The sequence below is a fragment of the Bradyrhizobium sp. GW821-FHT13H05 genome, assembly GCF_058804065.1.
This window is the reverse complement of record NZ_JBXAPO010000004.1, coordinates 354,774-378,122: the sequence shown is the minus strand read 5'-3', so window position 1 is coordinate 378,122 and position 23,349 is coordinate 354,774. Positions and strand designations below refer to the sequence as shown.

Genomic DNA, 23,349 nt, shown 5'->3' with positions numbered 1-23,349 from the left:
CTTGTGGTCGCGTACGACGCAGCGGCCAGAGTTGTTCGGTCGCGGCTATATCGTCTGATTGTACTCGCCGACTTCGGGATGGGTGCGCAGCACGCTGTTCACCATCTCGAACATGTCGTGCATGCGCTGCTCGGAGACCGGGCTCTCGACCACGACCACGAGCTCGGGCTTGTTGGATGAGGCGCGCACCAGGCCCCAGCTGCCGTCCTCGACCGTGACGCGGACACCATTGACGGTGACGAGGTCGCGGATCGCCTGTCCCCCGATCTTGGCACCCTTGGCTTGCAAGCCCTCGAAATGCTTCACCACCTGGTCGATGACGCCGTATTTGACCTCGTCGGCGCAATGCGGCGACATGGTCGGCGACGACCAGGTCTTCGGCAGCGCGTTCTTCAGGTCCGCCATCGACTTGCCGGGGGCGCGGTCGAGCATGTCGCAGATCGCGAGCGCCGAGACGAGGCCATCGTCATAGCCGCGTCCATACGGCTTGTTGAAGAAGAAGTGGCCCGACTTCTCGAAGCCGGCGAGCGCGCCTGTCTCGTGGGTGCGGCGCTTCATGTAGGAATGGCCGGTCTTCCAATAGGTGGTCCTGGCGCCCTGCTTCTGCAGCACCGGATCGGTAATGAAGAGGCCGGTCGATTTCACGTCGACGATGAAGTGCGCGTCCTTGTGGATCGCCGACATGTCGCGCGCCAGCATCACGCCGACCTTGTCGGCAAAAATCTCCTCGCCGGTATTGTCGACGACGCCGCAGCGGTCGCCGTCGCCGTCGAAGCCGAGCCCGACATCGGCCTTGTGCTGCAGCACCGCGTCGCGGATCGCGTGCAGCATCTCCATGTCTTCCGGATTCGGATTGTATTTCGGGAAGGTGTGGTCGAGCTCGGTGTCGAGTGGGATCAGCTCGCAGCCGATCGCCTCCAGCACCTGCGGCGCGAATGCGCCGGCCGTGCCGTTGCCGCAGGCCGCGACGACCTTCAACTTGCGCTTCAGCTTCGGACGGTTGGTGAGGTCGGCGATATAGCGCGCCGGATAATTTTCGTGGAACTGGTAGGAGCCGCCGGCCTTGTTCTTGAATTCGGCGTTGAGGACGATCTCCTTCAGTCGCGTCATCTCGTCAGGGCCGAAGGTCAGCGGACGGTTGGCGCCCATCTTCACGCCGGTCCAGCCATTGTCGTTATGCGAGGCCGTGACCATGGCGCAGCAGGGCACGTCGAGGTCGAACTGCGCAAAATAGGCCATGGGCGTCACCGCAAGCCCGATGTCGTGAACCTTGCAGCCGGCCGCCATCAGGCCGGAGATCAGCGCGTATTTGATCGAGGCGGAATAGCCGCGGAAATCGTGGCCGGTCACGATCTCCTGGCTAACCCCGAGCTCGGCGATCAGCGCGCCCAGGCCCATGCCGAGCGCCTGCACACCCATCAGGTTGATTTCCTTCTGGAACAGCCAGCGCGCGTCGTATTCGCGGAAACCCGTTGCCTTCACCATCGGCTCGGATTCGAAGGCGTAGGTGTTGGGCAGCAAGACGGATTTCGGCTTGGGGAACATGGAGACGGTCTCGTGAAACTGGCGGGAATTGATGCAGCCTTAGCGAACGTCAGGCCGTGGCGGAAGGCGGGATTGGCGCCTTATGGATGATAATTGCGGCAGTTTAGTAACGGGGAAAAACTCATAGATTTGATGCCCCATCTTGCAGTAGCTGTCATCAGGGTCGTGAGACTGTTGCGGCCCGCTCGGAACGGCGCCTCACGGGATGCCCATTGGCGGCGTGGCAACACACCTCCCTGGATATGCCTTGAGAACGGATGACGGATCGGGCGATTTTGGTCACGGGAGCCGCCGGCTGATATCGGGGCTACTTCAAGGTTTAATGGTCATGATCGACGACACGCACACCCTCCGTACCACCAGTCTCACCGCGACCATCAAGGCACACGGCGCCGAACTCTGCTCACTGACGGACGGCAGCGGCACCGAATTCATCTGGCAGGCAGGTCCCGCCTGGCAACGCCATGCGCCGCTGCTGTTTCCGATCGTCGGGCGCCTCGCCAATGACGAAATGCGGCACCGGGGCAAGACCTACCGGATGACCCAGCACGGTTTTGCGCGCGACAGCCGTTTTGCGTGGGCGGAGCGCAATGAGAGCAGCTGTGCCCTGGTGCTCGAGGACAGCGAAGCGACGCGCGCGCTCTATCCGTTCGCGTTCCGGCTCACGGCCACCTACACGCTTGACGCCGCCGGTCTCGATCTCTCGCTCACGGTCGTCAACACCGGCAGCGAGACATTGCCGGTGTCGCTCGGCGGCCATCCCGCCTTCAACTGGCCGCTTCAGGCCGGCGTGCCGAAACAGAGCTACGCGCTGACGTTCACGGACGAGGAGCCGTCTCCGGTTCGCCGTGTCGAGGGTGGACTGTTGCTCGCCGCAACGGATCCGAGCCCCGTCCGGGGCACCGTGCTTCCCCTGTCGGAATCGCTTTTCACCAACGACGCCGTCATCCTCGATCCCGTCAACAGCCATGCGGTCCGCTATGCGGCCGGGCAGGGCGCCGGTCCCTGGCTCAAGATGTCATGGCGCGGCTTTCGCGAGCTCGGCGTCTGGTCAAAACCATCAGGCGCGCCGTTCCTCTGCATCGAGCCCTGGCGCGGCTATGCCAGCCCCAAGGATTTCGACGGCGAGTTCAGCGACAAGCCGGGCCTGATGCACATCGCGGCCGGCGCGGAAGAGGAGCTGTCGTACCGGATCGAGGTGGGATCGTCCTGAGGCCGGATCGACTTTGAACGAATGACCCTCAGACCTCGATCCGCGTGAGGTCCTCGCCGAGCACGACGGGACCCGAATAGTCCTTCCGGACATCCGCGAGCAGCGCGTTCAACATGGCATCGTCGGTACGCGGCCGGTGATGGGTCAGTGCGAGCTTTTTGACGCCGGCCTTGGCGGCGACCTTGCCGACGGTGTCGCCGCAGGCGATCGTGTATTTCGCAAGCCGGCGCAAATGCTCGTTGTTGATCTCCGGCGTCGCGAGAAAACAGACCTGGACGAGCAGGTCGGCGCCCTCAGCCAGCCGCTCGAGACCGGGGCAGGGGACCGTGTCACCGGAAATCGCGATGACCTTGCCCTCTGCCTCGAAGCGGTAGCCGAGACACATCCAGCGCGCGAGAAACGCCGGCGACATGTCGAGGCCGTCGCCATGCGAGACGAGCTCGGCGCTGATCTTCCAGCGTCCGGTGTCGAGAACGGGACCCGGAATGATGTCCGTTGCGACCACCGGCTTCCAGCCGCCGAATGTCGGCTCACCCTGATCGCGCCAGGCGATGTCCTTGTCGTAGACCTGCGTGACCAGCGTGTTGACGAGCCGTTCGGTATCCGGCGGTCCATAGATGTGCAGATCGTCCTTGCGCCCGTGCATCCACGAATTCAGCATCACGTCGTAGAGGTCGCCGATATGGTCGAAGTGATGATGGGTGAGAAAGACCGTGTTGATGGCGCCGAGCGGCACGCCCGCCTTGCTGAGCTGCACCATGACGCCGCGGCCGGCGTCGAACAGGATGTTCTCCTCGCCGAGCCTGATCAGCGTGGTCGTCGCCATGCGGCGCGGGTCCGGGCGCGGGCCGCCGGTGCCGAGCAATATGACTTCCATGGCGTCTACTCCAGGATGAAGCCGGCCGAAGAGTAGATTCGAAGATGGCGGCGAGGCAAGCCGCATCAGCCCTTGCGGTCAGCGCATGCCCGTCGCGGGGGCCGCGATCGTCGGCTGGATAATGGAGCGGCTTGATCCGGAAGATGTCAGCCGATGCGCGAGGTCCTGCGCGCGCCGCTCGACCAGGTGCCATGTCGCGCGCGCGACGAGATAGCTGAGCGCAGCGACGGCCACATAGGCGATCAGCAGCGAGACCAGTCCATCCGCGAGCGGCCAGATCTGGCGCAGGCCAAAGATCACCGCGAAATGCGACAAATACATCGAGTAGGAATTGCGGCCGAGCGCCTCGAGCGGTTGCAGGCGGATCGCGAAACGAATGCAGCCGGCAACACCCGCTCCGAGCACGAGGTTGATCATCAGATAGTTGAACTCATGCGAGCCGGTCGCGCGATCGGCGATGAAGGACAGGGCGGTGAAGGCGGCGAAGATCGCCGCATCCGATTTGGCAAAGCCGTCACGCAGCGAGAAGAATAGCGCGCAGCCGACGAGGAAGACCGGAAGCTGGTTCAGGAAGCTGAGATGCAGCGCGTTCCAGACGAAGGCCTCGTGGCCGGGTCCGTAATAGGCCGAGAACAACATGTAGGCCCAGGGCTTGAACAGGCAGACATTGACGAGATGCAGCGCGATCGCCAGTGCGAGATAGAGATAGCGGCGCGATCCGAAGGCCGAGATCACGAACGGGAACACCAGGTAGAAAGTCATCTCCGCCGCGATCGACCAGTCGCCCGGCACCACGCTGTTGACGCTGTCAGGCCAGAAGCCGTGCAGGAAGGTTGCGGTCAGGATCACCTGGAGCGGCCCGATGCCGTCAGGTGCGTTGTAGCTCGGGCCCGTGCCGTTGATGACGAGGTAGAGCGGGATCGCGAGCCAGAACAGCGGTGCGATGCGTATGAAGCGGCGGATGTAGAATTTGCGCGTCGGGTTCGTTTCGCTGCGCTGGGTCCACATCAGGCACATCGTCATGGCGCTGACGAAATAGAACACGTTGACGCCGGTCCAGCCGCACATGAGGGCGAAGTCGACGGCATGGATGTTCGACGGAAAAGATTGTGAAACGTGAATTGCCATCACGCCGACGATGGCGAGCCCGCGCAGGAAGTCGAGGCTGTGCGAACGACTGCGGTGCGTCGCTCCGTCCTCAGTTCGACCTCCAGCCAACCGGGCTTGCCCCTGCATCACGCCTGCTCCGTGGTTTCCCATCCGCGAGTGCGGACCATAGAGGCGTGGCCGGCTTTTCCGAAGCCGAAGGCTTTCTTTACGTTAACCGGCGGTTGAATCCGGAGCCGGATGTACGGAATTGGCGGTGTCGAGCCGGCGTTGCGGCACCCGCGCGGGCCAGGCCGGCATGATGATGCACGGGATGAGAATTGTGGGGCAATTCATACTTAATACTTCGAGACTGTGACCAATATTGTTTGGGCAGCACAACACGCCTAGTATCCAGCAGGCAATTTCGGGGGCTCGAACCAGTCGTGAATGTTCGTTCACAGGACGGCGCCTTGCGCGACGACTTGAATTTTCAGGCCGCTCCGCAGGCACACAGGACATCCAACATCGTGGCTGATTCCGGACGTCAGGACGTGCGTCCGGCGGGCCGTGAGCGGCTGATCGTCGTCGAGGACGATCCGGTGACGCGGACAATGCTGGTCGGCTATTTCAGCGAGAACAACTTTGACGTGGTCGGCGCCGGCTCCTGTGCGGAATGCCGCCAGGCGCTGCGCGGGCGTGCCGACCTCGTCTTCCTCGACGTGCAATTGCCCGACGGCGACGGTTTTGAGCTCGCCAAGGAGATCCAGGCGACCAGCAACGCCGGCATCATCTTCGTGACCCGCCGCGACACCGACGTCGATCGCATCCTCGGCCTCGAGATCGCCGGCGACCATTATGTCACCAAGCCGATCAATTTGCGCGACCTGCTCGCGCGCGCGCGCAGCGTGCTGCGCCGGCGCTCGATCGATCGCAAGGCGGCGCGCAACCATAATTCGATCGCCTTCGGCGACTGGATCATCGACCTGACGCGGCGCGAGCTGCTCGGCAGCGACGGCAAGCCGGTGTCGCTGACGCGCGCCGAATTCGATCTGCTCGCGGCGCTGGTCGGCGCCGACGGCAGGCCGCTCAGCCGCGACTATCTGATCGAGGTCGTCAGCAACCGCCAGGCCGAGGTCGATATCCGCACCGTCGATGCGCTGGTGGCGCGGCTGCGCCGCAAGCTCGTCGGCAGTGGCACGCCCGTGATCGCGACGGTGACAGGCGTCGGCTACAAGCTCGCGCTCAGCGAGCGGCTCTAGGCGCGTGCGCCCAAGACGGTGCGGCGCCGGCTGGTTCAGCCGCTGAAGCCGACGACGAGCCGGATGGCGATGAAGGTGGACGTGGCCACGGCGGCGGTCGCAAAGATTGCGAATAAAACTCTCAAACTGTTGTGCATGATCTCTATTCGGGTTTACGCAAAAAAAACTGTTGATCCAATTGCTACGTCCGCCGCGAAAAACAGGCGCCCGCAGTTTTCCATCGACGGTGACAGGCTCGTCAAGGGTCGTGATGTCCGCCCAATAGCGAACGGTCTTGTCAGCGCGATGCTACGCTTTTCCACCTCGCTTCGATACGCGCTTTAATGAGGCTGATCCGGGCTTCGTGCGCGGCCCAATAGGCGCGGCTGGCGGCTGCCGTGCCCTGGCGGTAGCGTGCATAGACGTCCTTGGGCTGTGTCGGCGCTTTCTGATTTCGGACTGATTTCGTCGTCGGGGCCGGTGTCGCAGCTGCCTCCGGCGGCGGTGCCGGAGGCAGCGCGGCCACAGCTTGCGTTAACGCGGCCGAATTCATTGCGACAAGGCGGTTGCGGGCGCGATTGCAATAGACTTGTGAACGCGGGGTCATGATCTCCTCGCCGTGGCCCGCCCGATATTTCATCAGCGCGCGACAAAGGTCACCACCGGCCAGGCGCCATGCGCGGCTGAGATAAAGCACACCATAATGGATGTTGAGATCCGGCTCCGCGAGCTCGGCATTGCTGCCGCGGAACCCGAGCATCGCCGCGGTTTCGGGCCGCACCTGCATCAGGCCGATCTCGCCGACGCTGCCGACGACGGCCGAGTTGTACCCGCTTTCGACGAAGACGACCGCCTCGGCGATGTCGGCAGGCAGACTGGTCTTGGCGGTTTCTCGTTCGATGATTTTCCGGATCTCGGCCCGGGAGGCCGGCGTCTCACCCGCGCCGATGTCAGCATTCCTGCTGGAAATGGCCGACGTCGTGTCCGCGTCGTTCAAGCCGTCATCCCCGGCATGGGCGCAGTTCGATGCGAGCCCGAGCACGACGATCGCGACGTGTCTCCAAGCCGTGTTGAACTTGAGGTGTGCCGGATCCCACAGCATGGGCCCGTGATATCTCTTTCGAGTTAACAACCAATTTGCCGTGCGCCGCGGTCGTGGCCCGCAGATGGCAGGTCGGCAGGCCATGGCGCAGTGTCGCTAGCGCGCGCGGGCGCTCTGGTCCGTTAACGTCCTTTGCGCAGGTCCGGCCAGCCGGTCGTCGACCGCATAGAGCGTGCAGGTCGGCGACCATTTCATGCAGGCGCTGAGCGAATCGCGCTGGGCGTCGTCGGCGGTGGTCCGGCCCGAACGCCAGCCGTAACCGCCGTTCGGCGACACCGCAAACGCCTTGTGCGGCATCGTGCTGGCGAGATAGCGCGTGAACTCGGCGCGCGCGGCCTCGTTGAGCTGGCCCGGCGGCGGCAGCGGGTCGGGTGGGCTCAGGATGTCGTGGCCGAGCCCGCGCTCGCGCAGGAAGGCGTCGAGATACGGCGTCCATTGCGGGCGCGCGACGACCGAGTAGAGATAATGGCCGTCGTCACCATAGGGCGGCGCGGCAATGAACTTCGCGTTGCCGCCATTGCCGCGAAACCCGTCATAGAGCCGGCGCGCCAGATCAGGACCGAAGAACAGATCATTGGTCGCATAGACCCACAGCATCGGCACGCGCGAGGTCTTACCGAAGCTGGCGAAGGCCTGCACCAGCCCATCCTCGTTGCAGACGTCGTCGTCATCGCGCGAGCCACGGCCGCCGGCAAAGCTGATCGCGGCGACGAGACCGGAAGGTGCCTGCGCCGTCAGCGCGACTGTGGCGAGGCCGCCGGCGGAATGGCCGGCGGCGATCATGCCTGATGTCGTGACGTCGGACCTGCGTCCCATCGCATCGATCGCTGCGCGCAAATCCGCAACTGCAACGGCCGTCGCAGGCAAATAGGCGGCATTGGCGCAGCCGCCGACGCTGTCGACGCGCCCGCCGGGCGAAGTGCCGTAGCCGCGCCGCATCACGATCAGTGCTGCAAAGCCGCGCCGGGCATATTCCAGCGCGATGCCATAATATTTGTGCGCCGACATCGTCGCGCGGTCCTCGAAACTGCGCGGCGAGCCATGGCTGAGCAGCGCCAACGGATAACGCTGCGTCCCCGTCGGTCGCACCAGGAACGCCTCCAGCCCCTGCGGCCCGGCCTCCGTCATGGGGATGCGGAGGTCCTCGGTATAGAACTCCGCAGCGCGCGCCGGCGCGCTGGCCAGGATGAGGCCGGCGATCAGCAGAAGCAGCTTGCGCGGGAGGATCATGGGACGATTCGAAAAGCCTCGATGGTGGCGGAGCATAGCACGATCCCGGGTTACAACCCCCGTCGCGGTCGGCCCAAGGAACGCCATCCCCATCAGCTGTGTTGTGCCCTTGGCGGATGCCCGGCCGATGCTATGCTGCTCCGCAATCTCTGCGACAGAACGAGGATCTTTCAGTGGCTGATGTTCATCCCGCGGCGGGTAAATTGGTCTCGCCGGACGCGCTCACCGACATTCCGCGGCTGGTGACGGCCTATTTCGCCGGCAAGCCCGATGTTGCGGACCCCGCGCAGCGGGTGGCGTTCGGCACCTCCGGCCATCGCGGCACTTCGCTCAAGAACACGTTCAACGAGGGCCACATCCTCGCGACCACGCAGGCCATTTGTGACTACCGACAGGAAAAGGGGCTGACCGGCCCGCTCTTCATCGGCATCGATACCCATGCGCTGGCCGAGCCGGCGCTGGTGAGCGCCGTCGAGGTGTTCGCGGCCAACGGCGTCGACATCATGATCGACAAGGACGGTGGCTACACGCCGACGCCTGTGATCTCGCACGCGATCCTGACCTACAACAAGGGCCGCACTGGCGGCCTTGCCGACGGCGTCGTCGTCACGCCGTCGCACAATCCGCCGGAGGACGGCGGCTACAAATACAACCCGCCGCATGGCGGGCCGGCCGACACCGACGTCACCGGCATCGTCGAGAAGCGCGCCAACGCCTATCTCGCCGACGGCCTCAAGGGCGTGAAGCGTATCGACTATGCCAAGGCGCGTAAGTCCGCGAACGTCCACGCCTACGACTTCATTACGCCCTACGTCGCCGATCTCGGCAATGTCGTCGATCTCGATCTCGTCAAATCGGCCGGCATCAATATCGGCATCGATCCGCTCGGCGGCGCCGCCGTGCACTACTGGCATCCGATCATCGCGCGCTATGGCCTGAAGGCCACTGTCGTGAACGAGGCGATCGATCCGACCTTCCGCTTCATGACAGTCGACTGGGACGGCAAGATCCGCATGGACTGCTCCTCGCCCTACGCGATGGCGAGCCTGATCGCGATGCGCGACCGCTTCGACGTCGCCTTCGCCAACGACACCGATGCCGACCGCCACGGCATCGTCACGCGCACCGGCGGGCTGATGAACCCCAACCACTATCTGGCCACCGCGACCTCCTATCTGTTCGCGCACCGCCCGAACTGGGGCAAGGACGCCGCGATCGGCAAGACCGTGGTGTCGAGCTCGATCATCGACCGCGTCGCCAAAAAGCTCGGCCGCAAGCTGGTGGAGACGCCGGTCGGCTTCAAATGGTTCGTCGACGGCCTCCTCACGGGCGGCTTCGGCTTCGGCGGCGAGGAGAGTGCAGGGGCCTCGTTCCTGCGCCGCGATGGCGGGGTGTGGACCACCGACAAGGACGGCATCATCCTCGGCCTGCTCGCCGCCGAGATCATGGCGAAGACCGGCCGCGACCCCAGCCAGCTCTTCGGTGATCTCACCGCCGAGTTAGGGGTGCCCCACTACGCGCGCATCGACGTCGCCGCCACCGCGCCACAGAAGAACATTTTGAAATCAGTCACGCCCGAGCAGCTCGGCCTGAAGGATCTCGCCGGCGATCCGGTTCGCGCGACGCTGAGCAAGGCGCCCGGCAACGGCCAGCCGTTCGGTGGCATCAAGGTCGAGACTGATTTCGGCTGGTTCGCCGCGCGGCCGTCCGGCACGGAGGACGTCTACAAGATCTACGCCGAAAGCTTCCGCAGCACCGAGCACCTGAAGCGGATTCAGGACGAAGCCCAGGCGGGGCTGAAGAAGGTCTTTGGGGCGTAGCTGCCGAGCCAAAGCGCTGCTCTCGCTGCCCTCCGGGGGGAGGTACTCGCAGTATCAACAGGTGTCATCACCCGCGAAAGCGGGTGATCCAGTACGCCGTGACGCCAATTGAGTGAACCAATGACCGCCACGGCGTGCTGGATTCCCAGCTTTCGCGGGGAATGACAGCGAGGCTAAGTCTGTATACATATCGACGGATTTAGGTATTATAATACGCCAAATTCGGCCTTGAACGATTCCGTCTCTCCGCTATTGTATACATAGAGCATACAAAAGCCTTGGGAGATCGCCGGTGACAAAACCCTTCCCGATGAACGCCTGGTACGCCGCCGCCTGGGATGCCGAGGTGAAGCCGGCGCTGCTGCCGCGGACGATCTGCGGCAAGCACGTCGTGATGTACCGCAAGGCCGATGGCTCTGTGACCGCGCTGGAGGATGCCTGCTGGCATCGCCTGGTGCCGCTGTCGAAGGGCCGGCTCGAGGGCGACACCGTCGTCTGCGGCTATCACGGCCTCAAATACAACGCGCAGGGCCGCTGCACCTTCATGCCCTCGCAGGAGACCATCAACCCGTCGGCCTGCGTGCGCGCCTATCCCGTGGTCGAGCGTCACCGCTACATCTGGCTCTGGATGGGCGATCCCGCGCTGGCCGATCCCGCGCTGGTCCCCGACATGCACTGGAATCACGATCCGGCCTGGGCCGGCGACGGCAAGACCATCCGCGTCAATTGCGACTACCGCCTCGTGCTCGACAATCTCATGGACCTCACCCACGAGACCTTCGTGCACGGCTCCTCGATCGGCAACGACGCCGTGGCGGAGGCGCCGTTCGACGTCACCCATGGCGAGAAGACGGTCACGGTGACGCGCTGGATGCGCGGCATCGAGGCGCCGCCGTTCTGGGCGAAACAACTCGGCAAGTCCGGCCTGGTCGACCGCTGGCAGATCATCCGCTTCGAGGCTCCCTGCACCATCGCCATCGACGTCGGCGTGGCGCCAACAGGCACCGGCGCGCCGGAAGGCGACCGCTCGCAGGGCGTCAATGGCTTCGTGCTCAACACCATCACGCCCGAGACCGAGAAGACCTGCCACTATTTCTGGGCCTTCGTCCGCAACTACCAGATCGGCGAGCAGCGCATCACCACCGAGATCCGCGAAGGCGTCTCCGGTATCTTCCACGAGGACGAGCTGATCCTCGAAGCGCAGCAGCGCGCGATGGACGAGAACCCCGACCGCATCTTCTACAATCTCAACATCGACGCCGGTGCGATGTGGACGCGCAAGCTGATCGACAGAATGGTGGCGAAGGAAAACACGCCGCAGCAGCTTCAGGCCGCGGAGTAAGTCGACATGGCCGAGCGCGAGGTCGATCGCTCCGTCTCGCAGACGGTGAAGGCGCAGCTCGCGCTGCGCGACCAGATCCTGTCGGGATCATTGCGTCCGGGCGAGCGCATCTCCGAGCTTCAGGCGGTGGAGACCACCGGCGCCTCGCGCACGCCGGTGCGCATGGCGCTGGTGCGGCTGGAGGAGGAGGGCCTGCTGGAAGCCATCCCCTCCGGCGGCTTCATGGTGAAGGCGTTCTCCGAGCGCGACATCTCCGATTCCATCGAGCTGCGCGGCACACTGGAAGGCCTCGCCGCGCGCTTTGCCGCCGAGCGCGGCGTGTCCGCGCGCGAGCTCGAGTCGCTGAAGGAATGCCTTGCCGCGATCGACGAGCTGCTGCGCCAGGTGCCGATCTCGGTCGATGCCTTCTCGTCCTATGTCACGCTGAACGCGCGCTTTCACGCACTCCTCACCGAATTGTCGCGCAGCCCGCCTTTGATCCGTCAGATCGACCGTGCCTCGGCGTTGCCGTTTGCTTCCCCAAGCGGTTTTGTGATGGCGCAATCGGCGCTGCCCGAGGCGCAGCAGATCCTGATCATCGGGCAGGAGCATCATCGCGTCGTGATCGACGCGATCGAGAACCGCGAAGGCGCGCGCGCCGAGGCCGTGATGCGCGAGCACGCGCGGCTCGCCGTGCGCAATTTGCGGCTCGCACTGCGCAACCGCACCCATCTCGACCTCTTGCCGGCGCTCGCGCTGATCAAGACCGCAACCGATTGAGGGCAGTCACCATGCGCTTTATCGAAACCTGGATTCCGGCGACGCTTGTCTCGACGCGCGATCTTGCCCCCGGCATCCGCGAATTCCTGATCCTGCCGGATCAGTTCGACGGCGCAGCCTATCCGGTCGGCAGCCACATCAATGTCAGCGTCACCATCGACGGCCTGCCGGAGACGCGGTCCTATTCGCTGGTCGGCGAAGCCACCTCGCGCGGCCTCAAAATCGCGGTGCGCCGCGCCGAGGATTCCCGCGGCGGCTCGCGTTACATGTGGTCTTTGCAGCCGGGCGCGCGGCTCGATATCACGCAGCCAGCTTCGCTGCTCGCGGTGGACTGGGCACGTCAAAACTATTGCCTGATCGCCGGCGGCATCGGCATCACGCCGATCCTGGGCGCGGCGCAAGCGCTGGCGCGGCGCGGGGCCGATGTCACCCTGCATTATGCCGTGCGCTCACGCACTGAGGCCGCCTATCTCGACGATCTCTCAGGGATGCTCGGTGAGCGCCTTGTGGTTCATGCCAGCGATGAAGGCCGCCGGCTCGATCTCGACGCGCTGTTCGCCTCACTGCCGCATGGCGCGCTGGCGCTGTTCTGCGGCCCGATGCGGCTGCTGGATGCCGCGCGCCACGCCTGGATCGGCGCCGGCCATCCGCTCCCAGATCTCCGCTACGAGACTTTCGGCTCCAGCGGCACGCTGCCGACCGAAACGTTTCGCGTGCGCTTGAAGGGCTCGAACGTCGAGCTCGAAATCCCCCGCGAGCGCTCGATGCTGGATGTGCTCAACGCCAGCGGTCACGACGTGATGTACGATTGCAAGCGCGGCGAATGCGGCCTCTGCGCCATCGACGTCGTCGCCGTCGACGGCGAGATCGACCACCGCGATGTCTTCTTCAGCGACCATCAGAAGCAAAGCAACCAGAAGATCTGCGCCTGCGTTTCACGTGCACGGGGTACGATCACGGTGGATACGCTGCTCCGCGCGGATGCGGTGTGAGGCGGCGCCTCGGGAGACGGCAGCAAGGAAGGATGGCGGCAGAAAAACTACGCCGCAAAAGTCGCCCGATACTTCTTCGTGTTCAGCAGCGCCAGCACGCCATCGGCCGACACCGGCCGGCTGATCAGATAGCCCTGCACCTCGTCGCAGCTGAACTGCCTGAGATATTCGAGCTGATCGGCAGTCTCGACGCCCTCCGCGACCACGCCGATATTGAGGTCCCGCGCCAGCGAGATCACCGATTTTACGATCGCGGCGCAGTCGGGCTGCACCAGCATGTCGCGGATGAAGGACTGGTCGATCTTGATGCGGCTGAACGGCAGCTTGCGCAGATAAGTCAGTGACGAAAAGCCGGTGCCGAAATCGTCGAGCGCGACCGTCGCGCCGAGTTCCAGCAGCGCGTTGAGGATCGACGCGGCCGAGCCGTATTTCGACAGCAGCATCGATTCCGTAATCTCGATCTCCAGCCGGTGCGGGGCGACCTTTGCGTCCGCAAGCGCCTGCACGATGGTCTGGAGGATGCCGGCGTTGTGAAACTGCGCCGCGGAGAAGTTTACGGCGACCCTGATCTCCTCCGGCCAGTCCGCCAGCGTCGCGCAGGCGCGCCTGATCACCCATTCGCCGATCTCGTGGATCAGCCCGGTCTCCTCGGCGATTCCGATGAACTCGCTCGGCGGCACCAATCCGCGTGAGGGATGCTGCCAGCGCAGCAGTGCCTCGAAGCCGGTGATGCGGTTGTTGTCGAGATCGAGGAATGGCTGGAACGCGAGGAACAGCTCGTCGCGCGCGACCGCGCCTTCGAGGTCTGCCTGCAACGCCTTGCGGTCGCGCGAGGCCCTGTCGTCGGCTTCCTCGAAGAAGCAGACCGTGCCGGGTCCGGCCTTCTTGGCGCGATAGAGCGCGGCGTCGGCGTTCTTCATGACGTCGAGCGGCGTGTTGCCGTCACGCGGCGCCAGCACGATGCCGACACTGGTTGCGCCGACGATCTCGCACCCCTCGATCAGGAACGGTTCGGCGAAGGCCGTGACGAAGCGCTCGGCAATCTCGAGCGCATCCTCGGGGCGCGCCAGATTGGCCATCACCAGAGCGAACTCGTCGCCGCCGATCCGAGCGACGTGCTCGGCCGCGCGCGTGCAGCGCTGCAGCCGGTTTGCGACCTGGACCAGGAATTCATCGCCGGCGGGATGGCCGAACTTGTCGTTGACCTCCTTGAAGCGGTCGAGGTCGAGCAGCAGCACCGCGAACTCTTCGCCCGACAGCGCGAGGCGCCTGAGCGCGGCATCGAGTGTCTCGTTGAAGGCGAAGCGGTTGGGCAGCAGCGTCAGCGGATCCTGCCGCACCGTGCGCTCGGCCTCGACCTGCCGGATCACGCGCCGCGCAAACGACAGCGAATTGACGAACACCGCGCGGAGCAACACGGTTCCGTAGACCGCCACCAGGATCGCCACCAGCACATAGGCGGGATCGCCGTCGCGGCCGAGGCAGATCGCGATGCCGATGAAGATGGGGGTCGTGAAGGCAATCGCTGCGATCGGGAGGGTCGCGAAGGCCAGCGCACCGCCGGCCAGCATGCCGGAGCAGAGGCAGGTGATGACGAGCTGGCCGCCGGTCGCGGCGTTCGCGAAGAAGGCAACGGGCACGATGCCCCAGGCCGCTCCGAGCACGAAGGCATTGCGCACCAGCCGGTGCACGGCGCGCTGCGAGACGAATTGCGGCTTGGTGATGCGGCGCGAGGCGTGGGATTGCAGCCCGAACGCGATCGCGGCACCGGCGACGACGACCGCCCAGATCAGGGCAAGCTTCCAGTCCGGCGAATGCCACAGCGCAATCGCCAGCACGATGGCGTTGCAGGCATTGGCGAGCATGATGCCGACCGAATAGCCGAGCACCAGCGCCATCTGTTCGGCGCGGATATGGCCAGCCATCGCGTCGTCGGTTGCGGGACCGCCGAACGCCGACAGATCGCCGGCGAACAGCCGCGCGAAATAGCTGGTCAGTTGAGTCCGCATTCCAGAGCCTAGCAGCTTGGGCCGTTCGTCCGGCTCGATCGGGAGAATTCTCCGCAAACCTTTGACGAACTATGAATTATCCTTGGCTGCTGCGATCGCCGCGACCACTTCTGCGTGTTCAATCCGGAGTATCGATAACAAATCGATACAAATGCGGCGCGCTGCGTTACGGCTGTAACGGGGAGAGTGTTCGCGATCACCTCCGCTGTCATGCCCCGGTCAAGCCGGGCGATGACGCCAGTGTCCGGGACGCGCGTTCTGCGTCCCAACTGCATCCGCAATAGAACCGTTCTTCAGACCAGCCCCTGTTCGTCCAGGAAACGCGCGAGCGCATCGGTCTGCTGCGCGCCGACGAAGGCGCCGACGTAGCCGTCTGGACGCACCAGCACCCAGTCCCCGGGCGAGACGGCATATGCACCGCGGAAGTGCTGGCCTTCATCGATCAGCTCGCCGTCCGGGCCGATACAGTGGATATGCAGTCCCGTGCGTGCCGGCACGGCTCCGCGTTTCACCCGATAGCCAAGCAGTGTCCAGTGCGGGCCCTTGAGCAGCTCGAACAGGCGCATGGACTGTCCGGCCGCACCGCGCAGCGGTGCATCCGGTGCACGATCTCCCGCGAGCAAACCTGCCGCGCGCTCCGGCTGCTCGAGCGCCAGCGGCGATCCGGGATAGCCGATGTCGAGTTGCTGCACCTCGCGGCCGCGCTTCAGCTCGCCGCGCTTGGCGGCTTCCAGCAATTCGGTGGCAAGGCCAAGCATGCTTGCAGCGACGGGACGGCGTTCGCTCTCATAGCTGTCGAGCAGAATCGCGGAGGCCCCGCCGATCACCGCGGCGAGCTTCCAGCCGAGATTGTAGGCATCCTGCACGCTGGTATTGAGGCCCTGTCCTCCGGTCGGGGGATGAATGTGAGCCGCATCGCCGATCAGGAACGCGCGGCCGTCTCTGTAGTGATCGGCGAGACGCGCGTTCATCTGATAGGCCGAGGCCCAATGCACGGCGTGAACGCGAATGTCGCGGCGCCCGGTGCGCTCGGCGATCATCTTCGAAAGTCCTTCCGCCGACAGATCGACCTCGCCTTCGAGCGGGACCGGCGCCTGCAACTGAAAGAGCTCCGTTCCGGCCAGTGGACACAGCGCGATCTGGCGATCCATCGCGCCATCGTTGAAGCGGTGCCATGCCGTGCGGTCGAGGCCCGTCAGGACAACATCGGCGACGACGGCGCGCACGCCGAGCGTCTTGCCGGGAAAGCCGATATCGAGTGCGTGACGCACGAAGCTGCGGCCGCCATCGGCGCCGACGAGGTAGCGCACCCGTATCGTCTCCTCGCCGGTCCCGCCTGACAGACGCGCGGTCACGCCGTCCTCGTCCTGCGCGAGGCCGACCAGTTCGCAGCCGAACTCCACCCTTTGTCCGAGTTCGCGCAGGCGTTCGCGCATCACGCCCTCGGTCAGGAATTGCGGGATCATCAGTGCCGTGTGGTAGGGCTCGGCGGGCGTCGGATCGATGCGCTCGACGACATCGGACTCGGTGAAGCTGCCATCGCCGCTGTATTTGCGCTCCGGCGGGTAAAGGCCGCCGGCCGCCACGATGCGGTCGAGGATGCCGAGATCCTCAAAGATCTCCTGGGTGCGCGGCTGGATGCCCTTGCCGCGGGAGCCGTGGAACGGAGCGTCTTTCGTCTCGATCAGCCGAAAGGATACGCCCCGCCGTGCAAGATCGATGGCGAGCGTGAGGCCGGCCGCACCCGCTCCGCAGATCAGGACGTCCGCCGTGAATTGCTTTGTCATGGGTCCCTCAATATGTGTAATATGCACACATTAGGGCGAGGGCAGTCGGGATGTCAAGAAGAGTGCAAAATACACATATTAAAAAGCAGGTCCGTTCGCTTCACGAGGCGTTGATCGACATCATCAGCGTCATCAACCGCAAGCAGGGTGACGAGATGATGATCCGCGAAGCCGGCATCTCGCTCGATCGCGCCCTGTTTCCACTGCTGGTCGGTATCGAGCGCCGCGGCCCGATCGGCGTCGTCGATCTCGCCGACCGGATGGGGCGGGACTACACGACAGTGAGCCGGCAGGTCGCGAAGCTGGAAAGCCTGGGCTTGGTCAGGCGCCACGCCAGCGAAGCCGACCGCCGCGTCAGCGAGGCCACGGTCACGCCGAGCGGCAAGGCCATGACGGACGCGGTGGATCGGGCGCGCGAACGGATCGTCGGCGGGATGTTTGCAAGCTGGGACGATCGGGATGTCGAAGATCTCGTGCGCTTGATGCGCAAGCTCGCAGACGCGATGATCGCGCCGGGCGACCCAACCTAGAATTGATTCCGAAAGCGCTGCCTGATGAGCAAGACCAATCGCGTGCTGTTTCTCTGCACCGGCAATTATTATCGAAGCCGCTATGCCGAGGAGATTTTCAACCATCGCGCCCGGCTGGAGGGACTTGGGTGGCTTTCGTTCTCGCGTGCCGTGGCCGAAAAACTCTCGCCTGAGAACGTCGGGCCGATTTCGCCCCATGCGCTGCACGCCCTGCAAGCGAAGGGCATCGAAGCGGGAGGCGCTGCGCGGCTTCCGATATTGTGCACGCTCGCCGACTTCGCAGACACGGATCTCGTGGTCGCGCTGAAGGAGGCCGAGCATCGTCCCATGATCGAGCTTCGCTTTTCGGCGGTCGCCGATCGCATCGAATATTGGGACGTGGATGATATCGAATTCCTCGATCCCCGGACGGCGCTCGGCAAGATCGACGAACTGGTACGCGGGCTGATCGGGCGCCTGAAAATCTAGTGCCCCAGCTGTAGAACCGCTCCTCGATCAACTGATCGGCCCGCCAAGTCTTTCACGCTGTCTCATCCAGCGCACAAATGCGCTCCCGTCGCAGCCTCGCGCGTCGAAATATGATGGCTGGTATCAGATTGCCGCGCAGTGTTGCCTATTGGACATAGTGCGAACTTAAGGTTCCATTTACTCTATCTAGACGCGAATTTTGGAATTTGGAATTGCCGGTGGTTGGAATGGGAATGAAGCGTCTGCTGCTCGCGACCTCGGCACTGGCGAGCTGTCTGTTTGCAATTCCGGCTCAGGCCCAATCGATCTGGGGCGGCGCGGGCAGCACCACCACCACAGGCTTTTACAATCTCTTCACCAACTGGTCCAACGGCACGCCGCCCACGGCTGCCGGTGAGTCCGCCCAATTCGGCGATGGCGGCGCGGGCCCGGCGAGTACGGCGATCAACACGGGCGGCGGCGTGATCGCGCCGGATTCGTGGACATTCACTGCAACGTCCCAGAGCTACACGATTTCGGGCTCGACCGTGAACTTCAACGGCGCCGGGCCGAACCTCGTCAACAACGCCAATGCCGGCCAGTCCATCTCGATCAGCAACAACATGACCGGCGCGGGAATTTCGCAGGCCGGCGCCAGCACGCTGACGCTGAGCGGGACCAATTCGTTCACCACGACCAGCATCACCGCCGGCACGCTCGTGAACAGCGGCTCGCTCACCTCGACCATCACCAACAGCGCGACCTTCACGAACAGCAACAACGTCGTTGGTGACATCACCAACTCCGGCATCTTCGGCAACAATGGCACCGTGACGGGTGCGCTCAGCCAGTCGGCGGGAAGCACGACCAACGCAGGAACCATCACCAGCACGGTCTCTCTGACGGGCGGCTCGATCACCAACAACGTCGGCGGCCAGATCCAGGGCGCGACCACCAACAACGGCGGCACGGTGACCAACTACGCCACCATGGCCGGCGTGACCAACACCTCCGGCACGTTCAATAACTACAACGGCGGTACGATCACGACGCTGAACAACAACGGCGGTAGCGCCATCAATGCGACCGGCGCGACGATCTCCGGCGCCGCGACCATGTCGGCGGGCAGCTTGGGGAACTACGGTACGATCGCCGGCACGCTCGACATGACGGGCGGCAGCCTGATCAACGGCGTTCACGGGCAGATCCAGGGCACCACCACCAACAACGGCGGCGACGCCAGCAACTACGACTCCATGGCCGGCGTGATCAACACGTCCGGAACATTCACCAATTACTACATCGGTTCGATCACGACACTGAACAACAATGGTGGGACCTTCGACAACAATGGAACGATTTCCGGCGCCGTGACGGTCTCGGCCGGCACCCTCACGAACGTCGGTTCTTATGCCCAAATCCAGGGCGCGACCACCAACAACGGCGGCACCGTGATCAACAGCTTCGCCACGATGGCCGGCGTGACCAACACGTCCGGAACGTTCAACAACAACAACGGTGGTTCGATCACGACGCTCAACAACAATGGCGGCACCTTCGCGAATGCGAGCGGCGCGACGGTCTCCGGCGCCGCGACGGTCTCCGCGGGCACCGTGACCAACGCTGGCACCTTCTCCAGCACGCTCGGCCTGACCGGCGGCACGTTCACCAACAACGTCGGCGGCCAGGTCCAGGGTGCCACGACCAACAACGGCGGCACGGTGAACAACAACGCCACGATGGCCGGCGTGACCAACACCTCCGGAACGTTCAGGAACAACAACAACGCCACGATCACGACGCTGACCAACGATGGCGGCACCTTCCAGAACGATGATCAGGGCAGGGTCACTGGCGCCGCGACCATATCTTCAGGCATCGTGCAGAATGCCGGCACGTTTGCGAGCACCCTCGGACTGACGGGCGGCTCATTCCTCAATGCCGGCACCGCCTTTGTCCAGGGCGCGACGACGAACAACGGCGGCACGGTGACCAACTTCGGCCAGATGGCCGGTGTGACCAACACGTCCGGAACGTTCAACAACAACGGCGGTTCGATCACGACGCTGACCAACAACGGCGGCACCTTCAACAATACCGGCACGATCAGCGGGGCGGCGACGATCTCCGGCGGCACGGTGTTCGTGACCGGCAGCGGCACCATCGGCGGCGCGGTGAGCCTCACCAACGCGGCGGGAACGCTCGACATCTCCGGCGTCACCACGGGTCTTTCGATCACCGATTTCTCGGGCGTCAGCGGCAGCACCGTGAAGCTCGGCGCCAAGGATTTGACGATTGCGGGCGGCACGCAGGTCTTTGCCGGCGCCATCCAGGGCAGCGGCAATCTGATCATTTCCAGTGGCGTCTCCGAGGCGCTGACGGGCACCAGCAGCTACACCGGGACGACCACGGTCGACGGCGGCCTGCTCAAGGTCGATGGCTCGATTGCCACCTCGTCGATGACGACCTTGAACGGCGGCTCAATCCTGGGTGTCGGCACCGTCGGGAATCTCACCGTCAATGGGGGCGTCTTCACGCCCGGCGGAGGCACGGTCGGCGGATCCATGACGGTTTCCGGAAGCCTCGTCATGGCCGCCGCTTCGACGTATCTCGTGGAAGTGACGCCGGCGACGTCCACCTCTGGCATCGTCACCGGCAATGCGAATCTCGGTGGCGCGATCCTGGGTGCGAACTTTGCAGCCGGCAGCTATGTCGCGAAGCAATACACGGTCCTGTCCGCCGGCAGCATCACCGGCGCGTTCGATCCCACCGTCTCGACCCTTGGTCTGCCCGCGGGCTTCAGCACCAGCATCAGCTATGACGCAGGCCACACCCACGCGTATCTGAACCTGATCCTGAACTTTGCGCCGCCGTCGGGCAACCTGAACGTCAACCAGCAGAACGTCGGCAATACGATCGTCAACTTCTTCAACACCACCGGCGGGATCCCGATGGCGTTTGGCAGCCTGACGCCGTCAGGGCTGACGCAACTCTCCGGCGAGGTCGGCAGCGCGCCGCAACAGTCGACGTTCAACGCCATGACCCAGTTCATGGGTGTGATGACGGACCCCTTCGTTGCTGGTCGCGGCGATCCCGTCAGCGCCGGCGGTGCGCCGAATGCCTATGCCGATGACAGCATGGCTTACGCGGCGACCGGGAAGGGCCGTGCGGCCAGTGCACGCGATGCCTTCGCCGCCTACACCAAGGCCCCCGTCGCGCCGTCCTTCGCGCAGCGCTGGAGCGTCTGGGCGGCCGGCTTCGGTGGCTCGCAGCAGACCGACGGCAGTTCGGCGCTCGGCTCCAACACCACCACCAGCAGCCTCTATGCGACCGCGGTCGGTGCGGATTATCGCCTGTCGCGCGACACGCTGCTCGGCTTCGCGCTCGCCGGTGGCGGCACCAATTTCTCCGTGGCGGGCAATCTCGGCGGCGGCCGCTCGGACCTGTTCCAGGCCGGCGCCTTCTTCCGTCACAACGCGGGACCGGCCTACATCACCGGCGCGCTGGCCTATGGCTGGCAGGACATCACCACCGATCGCACCGTCACCGTTGCCGGCGTCGATCGCCTGCGCGCCGAGTTCAACGCCAATACATATTCGGGCCGGCTCGAGGGCGGCTATCGTTTCGTCTCGCAGGGCATCGGCCTGACGCCGTATGCGGCGGCGCAGGTCACCGCGTTCGACCTGCCGGCCTATGCCGAACAGGCGATCTCAGGCAGCAACCAGTTCGCGCTCGCCTATGGCGCCAAGAGCGTCACCGACACCCGCAGCGAGCTCGGCCTGCGCACCGACAAGGCGTTCGCGCAAGACGACGGCATCGTCACGCTGCGCGGCCGTGTCGCCTGGGCGCACGACTTCAATTCCAACCGTTCGATCGGGGCCACGTTCCAGATATTGCCCGGCGCCAGCTTCGTCGTGAATGGTGCCGCGATGGCGTCCGACGCGGCGCTGGTCACCGCATCAGCCGAGAAGAAGTGGCTGAACGGCTGGGCGGCGGCTGCGACGTTCGAGGGCGAATTCTCGGACGTCACGCGCAGCTATGCCGGCAAGGGCGTGGTGCGTTACGCCTGGTGAGGCCGGTTCTCTCCAGACGTCATCGCCCGAGCTGCTTCGGGTCGTAAAAGAACCGCTCCTCGGCAATCTGATCGCCGCGCCATGTCTGCCACGCAATCTCCTCCAGATTGCGCGTGACGCCCTCAGCATTGGTGAAGCTGAAGATCCAGCGCGAGGCGACGTTGTCGCCCTCGATCAGGCTCGGCCCGACGCGGACGGCCTTGACCTCCCGGGACATCGCCAGCACGCCGCGCTCCTTGGCGACGAGGTTGTTGCGGCCAACGGTGGGCGCGGTGTTATTCTCATAGGTCACGGCGTCCGGCGTGCAGAACTGCTCAATCGCGCCGATGAAGTCCCCATCCTCCAGGCGCTTCGCAAAAGCTTCGACGATGTCACGGCTCGGCATACGCACCTCACATTAAACCGACTAATGGTCGGTAAATACCGACCGATGGTCGAAAAGTCAATGGCGCTGGTTTCCTTCCTTCTCCCCTTGTGGGAGAAGGTGGCGCGAAGCGCCGGATGAGGGGTCTCTATCCATTTGCGAGGCTGCGCTTGAGGATAGAAACCCCTCACCCGTCTCGCCGCTCGCGCGGCGAGCCACCCTCTCCCACAAGGGGAGAGGGTGCAGCGTCAGTGTGGCTCGACGTGTCCAGTCATCACAGAACTGACCGGCCGCCTCGTGCGAATTCGATTAGACGAGACCCATGGCCAAACAGGCAGAGCGACGCGCGGCGACATCGGAGGCGATCCTGACAGCGGCGCGCCGGCTGTTCGGGACGCAGGGTTTTGCAGCCACCACCATGGATGCGATTGCCGAGGCAGCAGGCGTCGCCAAAGGCGCGGTCTATCATCACTTCAAGACCAAGGAGGCGGTGTTCGAGGCCGTGTTCGACCTCGTCTCGCGCGATCTCGTCGCCGAGATCGACCGCACCGCGCGGGCCGAGAAGGATGTGCTCGCCGCGATGGTCGCCGGCACCCAGCATTACTTTGCGGCGACCGCCAAGGGCCCGACCGGTCAGATCATTTTGCGCGACGGCCCCGCCGTGCTCGGCTGGGAACGCTGGCGCGAGATCGACGCGCAGCACTTTGGCGGCAAGATGCCGCGCGCGATCGCTGCCGCCATGGAGGCCGGCCTGATCGCAAAGCAGCCGGTCGAGCCGCTGGCGCGGCTGCTGCTCGGCGCGGTGACGGAGGCCGCGGTCGCCTGCGCCGGACGCGCCGATATCGCAAGGGCGGGCGCGGAATATGCCCGTGCGTTCAAGTCACTGGTCGAGGCGCTGCGCGTCGCTGCATGATTGTGCTAACCACGACACG

At 64.6% G+C, this 23,349-nt stretch carries 18 protein-coding genes; 10 read left to right on the top strand and 8 right to left on the bottom strand.

Annotated features, from left to right (window positions below; genetic code table 11):
• Positions 1 to 45: 45 nt before the first annotated feature.
• On the bottom strand, positions 46 to 1,545 hold the full coding sequence (locus AC1RR3_RS15075; protein WP_492823849.1) for a phosphomannomutase/phosphoglucomutase: 1,500 nt from the start codon (positions 1,543 to 1,545) through the stop codon (positions 46 to 48).
• A 328-nt stretch (positions 1,546 to 1,873) separates the two neighbouring features.
• Between AC1RR3_RS15075 and AC1RR3_RS15070 the strand changes: the two genes are divergently transcribed.
• A complete protein-coding gene (locus AC1RR3_RS15070) occupies positions 1,874 to 2,758 on the top strand; it encodes an aldose 1-epimerase family protein (RefSeq protein WP_492823847.1) in 885 nt (294 codons plus the stop codon).
• Positions 2,759 to 2,786: 28 nt separating this feature from the next.
• Here the strand turns inward: AC1RR3_RS15070 and AC1RR3_RS15065 are convergent, their stop codons facing one another.
• Together AC1RR3_RS15065 and AC1RR3_RS15060 are read right to left on the bottom strand one after the other, a co-directional pair.
• Positions 2,787 to 3,635, bottom strand: coding sequence for an MBL fold metallo-hydrolase (locus tag AC1RR3_RS15065; protein ID WP_492823845.1), 849 nt, complete (start codon positions 3,633 to 3,635; stop codon positions 2,787 to 2,789).
• Positions 3,636 to 3,713: 78 nt separating this feature from the next.
• Positions 3,714 to 4,871: an acyltransferase family protein gene (locus AC1RR3_RS15060; RefSeq protein WP_492823843.1), complete on the bottom strand. Its 1,158-nt coding sequence runs from the start codon at positions 4,869 to 4,871 to the stop codon at positions 3,714 to 3,716.
• Positions 4,872 to 5,167: 296 nt separating this feature from the next.
• On the opposite strand from AC1RR3_RS15060, the gene AC1RR3_RS15055 reads away from it, so the two are divergent.
• A complete protein-coding gene (locus AC1RR3_RS15055; protein ID WP_492823841.1) occupies positions 5,168 to 5,983 on the top strand; it encodes a winged helix-turn-helix domain-containing protein in 816 nt (271 codons plus the stop codon).
• A gap of 277 nt (positions 5,984 to 6,260) precedes the next feature.
• Here the strand turns inward: AC1RR3_RS15055 and AC1RR3_RS15050 are convergent, their stop codons facing one another.
• Both AC1RR3_RS15050 and AC1RR3_RS15045 read right to left on the bottom strand, forming a co-directional pair.
• On the bottom strand, positions 6,261 to 7,064 hold the full coding sequence (locus AC1RR3_RS15050; protein WP_492823839.1) for a lytic transglycosylase domain-containing protein: 804 nt from the start codon (positions 7,062 to 7,064) through the stop codon (positions 6,261 to 6,263).
• Positions 7,065 to 7,160: 96 nt separating this feature from the next.
• Positions 7,161 to 8,294, bottom strand: a complete 1,134-nt coding sequence (locus AC1RR3_RS15045) for an alpha/beta hydrolase family protein (RefSeq protein WP_492823837.1) — start codon at positions 8,292 to 8,294, stop codon at positions 7,161 to 7,163.
• A 173-nt stretch (positions 8,295 to 8,467) separates the two neighbouring features.
• Here AC1RR3_RS15045 and pgm point away from each other — a divergent pair, with 173 nt between their 5' ends.
• The 4 genes from pgm to AC1RR3_RS15025 all read left to right on the top strand — a co-directional run bounded on the left by pgm (position 8,468) and on the right by AC1RR3_RS15025 (position 13,207).
• A complete protein-coding gene (gene pgm / locus AC1RR3_RS15040; protein WP_492823835.1) occupies positions 8,468 to 10,114 on the top strand; it encodes a phosphoglucomutase (alpha-D-glucose-1,6-bisphosphate-dependent) in 1,647 nt (548 codons plus the stop codon).
• Positions 10,115 to 10,406: 292 nt separating this feature from the next.
• Positions 10,407 to 11,456, top strand: a complete 1,050-nt coding sequence (locus tag AC1RR3_RS15035; protein ID WP_492823833.1) for an aromatic ring-hydroxylating dioxygenase subunit alpha — start codon at positions 10,407 to 10,409, stop codon at positions 11,454 to 11,456.
• A 6-nt stretch (positions 11,457 to 11,462) separates the two neighbouring features.
• Positions 11,463 to 12,215 carry a GntR family transcriptional regulator gene (locus AC1RR3_RS15030; protein ID WP_492823831.1) on the top strand — a complete coding sequence of 251 codons (753 nt, stop codon included), beginning with the start codon at positions 11,463 to 11,465 and terminating at the stop codon, positions 12,213 to 12,215.
• A gap of 11 nt (positions 12,216 to 12,226) precedes the next feature.
• Positions 12,227 to 13,207 (top strand): PDR/VanB family oxidoreductase, encoded by a 981-nt coding sequence (locus tag AC1RR3_RS15025; RefSeq protein ID WP_492823829.1) that lies wholly within the window; start codon positions 12,227 to 12,229, stop codon positions 13,205 to 13,207.
• Positions 13,208 to 13,254: 47 nt separating this feature from the next.
• Here the strand turns inward: AC1RR3_RS15025 and AC1RR3_RS15020 are convergent, their stop codons facing one another.
• Positions 13,255 to 15,216, bottom strand: a complete 1,962-nt coding sequence (locus AC1RR3_RS15020; protein ID WP_492823827.1) for a putative bifunctional diguanylate cyclase/phosphodiesterase — start codon at positions 15,214 to 15,216, stop codon at positions 13,255 to 13,257.
• Between the two features lie 293 nt (positions 15,217 to 15,509).
• Positions 15,510 to 17,003, bottom strand: a complete 1,494-nt coding sequence (locus AC1RR3_RS15015) for an FAD-dependent oxidoreductase (RefSeq protein ID WP_492823825.1) — start codon at positions 17,001 to 17,003, stop codon at positions 15,510 to 15,512.
• A 50-nt stretch (positions 17,004 to 17,053) separates the two neighbouring features.
• Between AC1RR3_RS15015 and AC1RR3_RS15010 the strand changes: the two genes are divergently transcribed.
• The 3 genes from AC1RR3_RS15010 (at position 17,054) to AC1RR3_RS15000 (ending at position 22,053) form a co-directional block, all read left to right on the top strand.
• On the top strand, positions 17,054 to 17,533 hold the full coding sequence (locus tag AC1RR3_RS15010; protein ID WP_492823824.1) for a MarR family winged helix-turn-helix transcriptional regulator: 480 nt from the start codon (positions 17,054 to 17,056) through the stop codon (positions 17,531 to 17,533).
• Between the two features lie 24 nt (positions 17,534 to 17,557).
• The gene (locus AC1RR3_RS15005; RefSeq protein ID WP_492823823.1) at positions 17,558 to 18,001 is read left to right on the top strand and encodes an arsenate-mycothiol transferase ArsC; all 444 of its coding nucleotides are present in this window, start codon (positions 17,558 to 17,560) and stop codon (positions 17,999 to 18,001) included.
• Between the two features lie 233 nt (positions 18,002 to 18,234).
• Entirely contained in the window at positions 18,235 to 22,053 is a 3,819-nt protein-coding gene (locus tag AC1RR3_RS15000) for an autotransporter outer membrane beta-barrel domain-containing protein (protein ID WP_492823822.1), read from the top strand.
• A gap of 19 nt (positions 22,054 to 22,072) precedes the next feature.
• On the opposite strand, the gene AC1RR3_RS14995 is transcribed toward AC1RR3_RS15000, so the two are convergent.
• Positions 22,073 to 22,438 (bottom strand): nuclear transport factor 2 family protein, encoded by a 366-nt coding sequence (locus AC1RR3_RS14995; RefSeq protein ID WP_492823821.1) that lies wholly within the window; start codon positions 22,436 to 22,438, stop codon positions 22,073 to 22,075.
• 301 nt (positions 22,439 to 22,739) lie between these two features.
• Between AC1RR3_RS14995 and AC1RR3_RS14990 the strand changes: the two genes are divergently transcribed.
• Positions 22,740 to 23,330, top strand: coding sequence for a TetR/AcrR family transcriptional regulator (locus AC1RR3_RS14990; RefSeq protein WP_492823819.1), 591 nt, complete (start codon positions 22,740 to 22,742; stop codon positions 23,328 to 23,330).
• Positions 23,331 to 23,349: the final 19 nt, after the last annotated feature.

Bases quoted from the DNA above. Each gene is read 5' to 3' on its own strand.
- AC1RR3_RS15000 (WP_492823822.1), top strand. From the start codon at position 18,235: ATGAAGCGTCTGCTGCTCGCGACCTCGGCACTGGCGAGCTGTCTGTTT.
- AC1RR3_RS15025 (WP_492823829.1), top strand. From the start codon at position 12,227: ATGCGCTTTATCGAAACCTGGATTCCGGCGACGCTTGTCTCGACGCGC.
- AC1RR3_RS15075 (WP_492823849.1), bottom strand. From the start codon at position 1,545: ATGTTCCCCAAGCCGAAATCCGTCTTGCTGCCCAACACCTACGCCTTC.
- AC1RR3_RS14995 (WP_492823821.1), bottom strand. From the start codon at position 22,438: ATGCCGAGCCGTGACATCGTCGAAGCTTTTGCGAAGCGCCTGGAGGAT.
- AC1RR3_RS15060 (WP_492823843.1), bottom strand. From the start codon at position 4,871: ATGCAGGGGCAAGCCCGGTTGGCTGGAGGTCGAACTGAGGACGGAGCG.
- AC1RR3_RS15015 (WP_492823825.1), bottom strand. From the start codon at position 17,003: ATGACAAAGCAATTCACGGCGGACGTCCTGATCTGCGGAGCGGGTGCG.
- AC1RR3_RS15020 (WP_492823827.1), bottom strand. From the start codon at position 15,216: ATGCGGACTCAACTGACCAGCTATTTCGCGCGGCTGTTCGCCGGCGAT.
- AC1RR3_RS15045 (WP_492823837.1), bottom strand. From the start codon at position 8,294: ATGATCCTCCCGCGCAAGCTGCTTCTGCTGATCGCCGGCCTCATCCTG.
- AC1RR3_RS14990 (WP_492823819.1), top strand. From the start codon at position 22,740: ATGGCCAAACAGGCAGAGCGACGCGCGGCGACATCGGAGGCGATCCTG.
- AC1RR3_RS15065 (WP_492823845.1), bottom strand. From the start codon at position 3,635: ATGGAAGTCATATTGCTCGGCACCGGCGGCCCGCGCCCGGACCCGCGC.
- AC1RR3_RS15050 (WP_492823839.1), bottom strand. From the start codon at position 7,064: ATGCTGTGGGATCCGGCACACCTCAAGTTCAACACGGCTTGGAGACAC.
- AC1RR3_RS15010 (WP_492823824.1), top strand. From the start codon at position 17,054: ATGTCAAGAAGAGTGCAAAATACACATATTAAAAAGCAGGTCCGTTCG.
- AC1RR3_RS15070 (WP_492823847.1), top strand. From the start codon at position 1,874: ATGATCGACGACACGCACACCCTCCGTACCACCAGTCTCACCGCGACC.
- AC1RR3_RS15005 (WP_492823823.1), top strand. From the start codon at position 17,558: ATGAGCAAGACCAATCGCGTGCTGTTTCTCTGCACCGGCAATTATTAT.
- AC1RR3_RS15030 (WP_492823831.1), top strand. From the start codon at position 11,463: ATGGCCGAGCGCGAGGTCGATCGCTCCGTCTCGCAGACGGTGAAGGCG.